The 6618-nt window shown below is 55.9% G+C and carries 4 protein-coding genes; all 4 read right to left on the reverse strand.

The features are described 5' to 3' along the window. Window positions 1-149 precede the first annotated feature (149 nt). Complete coding sequence (locus ABIC78_RS21305; protein WP_354491931.1) at window positions 150-3710, reverse strand: SIR2 family NAD-dependent protein deacylase; 3561 nt, start codon at window positions 3708-3710, stop codon at window positions 150-152. Between the two features lie 44 nt (window positions 3711-3754). Further along, window positions 3755-4483 carry a hypothetical protein gene (locus tag ABIC78_RS21310; RefSeq protein WP_354491933.1) on the reverse strand — a complete coding sequence of 243 codons (729 nt, stop codon included), beginning with the start codon at window positions 4481-4483 and terminating at the stop codon, window positions 3755-3757. Then, complete coding sequence (locus ABIC78_RS21315) at window positions 4438-5124, reverse strand: recombinase family protein (RefSeq protein WP_354491937.1); 687 nt, start codon at window positions 5122-5124, stop codon at window positions 4438-4440. Before ABIC78_RS21315 ends, ABIC78_RS21310 begins: the two co-directional genes overlap by 46 nt. A gap of 66 nt (window positions 5125-5190) precedes the next feature. Further along, window positions 5191-6087: a hypothetical protein gene (locus ABIC78_RS21320; protein WP_354491935.1), complete on the reverse strand. Its 897-nt coding sequence runs from the start codon at window positions 6085-6087 to the stop codon at window positions 5191-5193. Window positions 6088-6618 lie beyond the last annotated feature (531 nt).

Here is a 6618-nt window from a genome sequence, read left to right on the forward strand (position 1 = left end):
CTGCTCTTCGCTGAACCTGCTCCGCTTCATATCCGTCCGACTCCTTCGCGTCGGACTCTACTCAAAATCGGTCACATTTCAGGGGAGCACGTCACAAAGGCGGCTTCATGTGTAGCAACCAAGTGTGCCAATTCCAAGCGAGATGCTGCTCAAGCATCAGTTGCCGCGAGAGCATGCCGAACTTCTGGTAGTGGATCATCGCGCACGGCAGTCAGCCATGCTTCAGTTTCTTCGCTCGCGTGACCCGCGTCCTTTAAAGACAACGCTAAACGCGCGGCATTTTTGCGTATTAACGAAACTGTTCCCGCTCGCTCGCTTTGCAGGTCAATCACGCTATAATTAGTCTCCTCCAGCAAATCTCCGAGCGCAATTTGGATGCGCTTGAACTGCTCGGCGCTAAGTCCGCCGCTACGTGAAAGCCTTTCACATTCGCCCAAAAGATATGGAAGTCCTGATGAGAGCCGCAGTTCAACCAACGAGACGATCTGGTCAATCAACTGGCTGGGGGGAGCATGAGGCCCTGCCGCGTGTACGTCAGCCCATATGCGTAGGGCATCGACTGCATACGCGACTTGGTGACTATCTTGGGACGTCAAGCCGCGACGGATAAGCCGTTCGAGTGCATTCCTAGCTGTCACATGTTGCTCGACGAATGGTACCATAGCGCCGATGCTAGCCAGAGTTTTCGCACTTTCTTGAAAGAACTCCAGTGAGCTTAACCGTTTAGGCGTCAAATCATTCAGAGCTAAGCTCGATGAGAGCGCCCATGTTAGTGCAGCTCCTGCAAAGTTCGCCTCTAGTTGGCGATCATATCCCTGCAAGCCTGCCGTAAAGCTTGCGATCGGATCGTTCGGGTCAATTTCTTTGAAGCGCATCGCCACTATGACATCAAAGCATTCACGGGCCTGATCCGCGCTGGGCCGAATGTCGCCGGACCGAACGGCTCGGATCATACTGTCAAATCGATCACGATCGAGTGATCCTTGTGTCGAAAACAGCCGCGCCTGGACAAGAGCAGCGGCATCTCTGCCTTGGGTCACTAAAGTCGCCCAAAAATGCTCGTAGATCGACGTATTTGTGGGGAGTGGCGGATTGCCTGCGTCTAATTGCCTCCACGCTGCAGCATCGAAGCGGCTGATTTCGTCAGGGGTGAGTGCGCCCAAGACATGCAACTGCGCCAGGCGCCTGATCGCAGCGCTTCGCTGACCGCCAGTCATTGCTGCGGCGTCGAGGTACCTAGCAACAACGGGCCGCAACTGCTGATTTTGCTGAGGTTCGTGCAGCGGCACTAGACCAATCCAGTTTGTCGGCTCGGGCGCTTCGTTTTCCGCCGCCAAAGGAAGATCGAGATCAGCAAAAAACATGGGGGCTCTAGCTGCTGGCGACACGGCCTCAAAACTATTCTTAAGGAGATTTCCGACCTGTTTGCAAAAACGAAGATTTATGCCCAGCAGCTTGCTCAATTGCACCGTTTCGAGATGGAGAGCTATTCCTTGCATATCGTCAAGACGAACCGATAATCTACCTATTAATTCAATCAGCGTAATGAGCCTATCACGCGCAAAAACACGCACATCTTGATGCTTATCCTGCAAACATCCAACCCAGTAGTCTCTTCCCGCCTTGAGATGAAAAACTAGATTTAGGACAACCTCCAAATCCAGCCTAGCAATGTTAACACGACCAAAAAAACGGTCGATCTGAGGGGAGTCGCTATTCAAACCAGCGCCAATCAGCGACAGATACCAAGTCAGCGTCGGCTCATACCCCAGCTCAAGGGCGTCAAGCCGCTCGGGGACAAACATTGTCATATATTCTAGGCGGGCAGGAACGCCCCCACGTTCAAAAAGCAGGGCAAAATTATCGCTGGGCTCAACTCTCGTATCCCCAAAGTGGATTGTGCGTGAAGGCAAACGGAATGATCCCGGCACAAAATTAGGCACGGCTCGATCTGGCTTATTTTGGTGCTTTCGCCGTTCCTCGAACCCGGCATCCACCGCTCGCTCGACCTCTTGCCAAGGGTCGCAAAGAGTTTCCCTGAAACGCTCGGGCCAACGGCCGCCCCCACCGCTTAGCCGTTTATGGCTATAGTTGAAAAAGAGTGCCCAAGCCAGCCGGGAGCGAACCCAAAGAGATGTGCGATCGGCTCGTTCGCGGTCGCGCATGTCGGCAAGCGCCTCGGAAATTAAGGCTTCTGCTGCGGATAGCTGCCCCAGAGTGCAAAGCAAACCTGCGCGACGGAGTTTCCAGGCGGGATCAGGACCGCTGATTTCTGGCACAATCTGCTCCACCCGAGCTAGGTCGAGCTCGTGAAGCGCTTTTAGAGCCTCTTGGTAGCGCAATTCTGCGCGACCATCGCTACCATCAACGGTGATTGCATTTAGACACCTTGCCATTTCCGAAAAAAGTGCTGCATCGCCTTCGCGGCGCGCGTGTTCAAGGAGTAAGCTCCCGACTATCAGCCTATCGGCCGCCGAGAGCATCTCCGACGAAGTCGGCTCAGCGAAGCGCCGCACGACTTTAATGAAGCCGGCGTGGATCGGCCAAAGCGCAGTTTGGTGACGCCAGCACCACTCAACCACCGCGTTCGCAGCTTCGGCAGGCTCTAATGCTTCAAGCAGCACCTCATTGGGCGCCTCGGTGTATATGCGCAGTACGGCGCGACGGTCATTGGGGCAGATGAGCCATCCGGGATAGCTAGCGCGCTCCCCTTGCCAACGCTTGACCATCTCTCGGAAAGCATTCACCTTAGCCGTCAAATCAGCCGTCCGATCGTCATGGAGCCGATCGGGAGACGACGCCACCCATTCGTGCGAGGGAATGGGACGAAGAGCGTTCAAAGCCTCCAGAATAAGCCGGTTTGCCGAAGCATGGCGCGCACTCGCATCCAAATCTTTCACAAGTGGGAAAACATCAATGGGAGCTATGTTTCGCGCTTCCAGATATTTGCGTTTAGCTGGGCTAAGATTGAGCGCCCCAGCCAAAAATATCCGCCGGGCTGCGCTACCAAGGTGATCACGGACCCAACCAGCCCACGCAAGAAAGTTGGGATCATCACCCGAGAAACCCAAAAGACACAATTCGTTCTCAACGAAACATTGACGCGCCAGATTTACGAATGCGGCATGCCGCGTCGGATATGTTCGGTAATCCTCTTCCGCGATTACGAAATGGTCAGTTGCGCCGACGGAGCCATGAAGCTTTACGATGCGAGGCGCCTTGGAGAAAGCGATTTCGGCTTCAGTCCGAACAGGATCATAAGCGCGATCAGAATTGCGCGCCGCCCGCTCCAGCAGGGTGTCATAATTAGTCGTAAGAATGTCTGACCAAGGTAGCGCGACAAGTGCATCATGGCGCGCTCCGGGCTGCCAAGCGACATCTCGCACATTCTCGCGAACGAATGCGTCGAGCGCCGACTGTCCAAAATAGCTGCGATATTCTTCAGCCAAGCGAAGCGGGTCCCAAGGCGCTAGCGCCGGGTTGGCCGGATATAGCTGCGCGCTCATCGCTTGCGCCAAGTCGAACCACAATGGTGGTGGTGGCGTATCCGCACTTGCCAACGTAGCTTCACGGCTCAGTCCGGCGCCGACAAGGACGGCAGCACCTCGAAGACCTTCGCTTCGCCATAGCGCTCGCCCAAGTTGTTCAAGTGCAGGCAGATCGGTGCAACCGGCAAGAGGATTAACGATTGGGGTCTCGGAAGCAGGCATACATTTCCTAAGGACGGCGGTTTGTTAGCATTAATCTGACGTGATCATTCATTGAGTGTTACACGATTCCCATCCAAGGGGTAGTTTGCAACCCGTTGCAAATCTGACGATACCATCGCCACGTACCCGGCGTTGAGCGCAGCTACCATGGACGAAGGCGTAAGCAGGACACACTTCGACGGCATTACTCCTTGCGCAATTGGCTCACTATAGCTGCCGTGCTGCCAAGGCCAAAAGCTACCGGCAAACTTGAGTAGAGGGCGGCGATCAATTTCCCGTGCAGCGACAAAAACGCCCTCTGGCAGCTCGACCGGTCGCAAGCTCCGCCTGCACTCTCTCTCGATTACGCGCGATTGATGGCACGCGCGGTCGATTTCCTGCAACGAAACCCATTCACGCACCGCAAACCCATGCCCCGCCTTCCATGCCGCAATGAACGCGGCCAACGCATCCGGCCGACACTCGCCGCATGGCCTGTGACCTGCCGCCAGCGCTACAGCTTCGTCATGAAAGAACAGCGGGTAGTAATGGCCCGGCGTGTCCATCGGCGCTTTCCAACCATTGCCGTCTAAGACGCAACTCAACCACCTGCGGCTGCGCCACTGTCGGCCTAAGGTGCCATCAGGCGCGTGAAGATCGCCCCGATTTCCCATCAGCGTGCCCTTGTGATGGGTCGCCTCGATCGTTCCGAAGGGCGTGACACGATTTTGTCTCGGCCGCTTCACGGCTAAGCCGAACGGCGCATCAAGCGGGAGACCTTCTGTCCGGTCCATAATCCTCCTCTGGCGGATGGAATGCCACGATCATCAAGTTCGTTGGCAATGGCTTCAAAACTGTGCCCGGTATCGCGCAATGACATGATCAGCGGAGCTAGGTCGCGCGCACGCTCGACAGCCTGCCGCGAACGCACCGCAGCGCTTGCCTGAGCGCCTCTGGCGGCGACAGCGGGAAGGTTTCCCCTATCACCGCCTAAGGCAACGCCGCGCGCCTTGGCGGCTCTCAGGGCCGCCTTGGTACGCTCCGAGATCATCCGCGCCTCATGCTCAGCAACGGCAGACAGAATATGGATGGTGAGCCGGTTGGCTTCGGGGAAATCAGCGGCGACGAAATCGACACCGCTTTCCAGAATGTTTGACACGAACGCCACGCTCCGGGCGAGGCGATCCAGCTTGGCAATGATGAGTGTCGCTCGATGCAGCCGACAGAGGGCGAAGGCTGCTGCCAGTTCCGGTCTATCGGCGTTACGCCCGCTCTCGATCTCGACCTTTTCAGCAATCAGTGTGTGCGGGCGCTGAGATAGGAAACTATGGACCGCTTCCCGCTGGGCCTCCAAACCAAGACCACTTCGCCCCTGCCGGTCTGTAGATACCCGGTAATATGCTATGAACCGCGAATTATCCCAACACTTTGCCATCGGCACTCAGCAACAACCAACGATGTTGCATCCTACCCCAGCCAAAGTGTTAGTCAAGAAATTGTATTAATATGATATTTCCTCCTCCGGCACCCAAACCTGATTATGATTGACCTGTACGCGAACATAAACACGCTGCCCCTTATCCTTCAGCCAATCATACGCGCGGCGGACTGCTGGCGCAGACACGACTGATCCAGCAGGAATTGTATCACAGTTGGCCTCATTATGCGCGGCATCGCTCGCCGGAAAATCACCATTTTCCAGTTCACGCAGAGATTTCGCGACAAGGTCAAAATTCATGCAACCCTCGGTGTCCTGCGTCACCCGGCCTGCCCCTACTGCCACCGACTTGGGATTTAACGCCGCATCTAGACGCTGCTCGATTTCATCAGAACGCTTCGTCCGCATGCCTTTGCTTTTCAAATACTCCCCGCCGAGTGTCAAAAGCTCGCCAGGAGGAAACCCGATCTCGGCAATCATCGCCTTTCCAGCGCTATGGTCGAGCGCCCTGACCCTGCCTCGCCATTCGCCGTATTGGAATGGATTATCGAAGCCGAGTGCATGGAACTTCGGGTCATGCCTGAACCCCTCTAGCTCCAGCCAGAGTGCTCGCAGCTGTTTTCCGTTAACCGACAAGGCTGTTGCTGTGGCGCGTCCGCCCTTGGCCGTCTTGAGGGGCAATTCGTGGACGTAGTCCAGTTGATTGGCCGTAGGTCTGGTCTCGACCGCGCCCGGTATGGCTACAGGCCTTTGCTGCTCAGGTATCTTCGGATTAGGTCGAGCAAGAGCAAAGAGTAGGATACCGATGGCCATCCAACCAAATGCAAGCCACCTTGCCAAGGTTGAATAGCCGTGCCGTAGCAAGAGCCATGCGAACACGAACGGCACGAAAATCACGCCGATCTTCAACCGGGTGGATACGCGCCGCGAAGTTGCGGCTTCCGTGATGGTCCCTGTCAAATCTAGCCCCCTTTGCGCGGGGTGTTGCCCCTTCGGTTAAGAGGCGACCCGAGCCGAGCCGGGTGTTCGTAACCTAGGGCGTAGCTCCAGGCGCTAACGCCTTTAGGCATGCCCTGGACATACGCGTCAGCCACCCGGCCGAGAAATCTCGACCGGACTACGCACCTGGAGGTTACGACGCCTCACCCCCGAGTGTTGCGGGGGCAGAACGACCATTACGCTTCAAGCCGATGAATGCAACATCCGCCTTCATTTGGCATGCCATGCAAGGTGACTCGGTTCACGGGCTGTGCCAGCTTGAACCAGTGATTCGCGACAATTGTCGCTGATCAAGCCGACTGGGACAAGATTTTTAGAAAAATTGTTTTTTAAAACAGGAGGTTGACCGATTTATGGTCCTTGATCCGTTTATTCCGTGTCTCACATTGTTTGTCTCTTAGAGCCCGATCCGAAAGTTGTTGAGCGATACCAGTATGTTGTGATTCACGCCGTCCTTGCGAGAAGATGGTGTGACCAATGGCATGGACTGAT

Source organism: Novosphingobium sp. 1529, from assembly GCF_040544855.1.
GTDB lineage: Bacteria > Pseudomonadota > Alphaproteobacteria > Sphingomonadales > Sphingomonadaceae > Novosphingobium > Novosphingobium capsulatum.

Excerpts from the sequence above, each read along its gene's own strand:
- ABIC78_RS21305 (WP_354491931.1), bottom strand. The coding sequence starts at position 3,710 with ATGCCTGCTTCCGAGACCCCAATCGTTAATCCTCTTGCCGGTTGCACC.
- ABIC78_RS21310 (WP_354491933.1), bottom strand. The coding sequence starts at position 4,483 with ATGGACCGGACAGAAGGTCTCCCGCTTGATGCGCCGTTCGGCTTAGCC.
- ABIC78_RS21315 (WP_354491937.1), bottom strand. The coding sequence starts at position 5,124 with ATGGCAAAGTGTTGGGATAATTCGCGGTTCATAGCATATTACCGGGTA.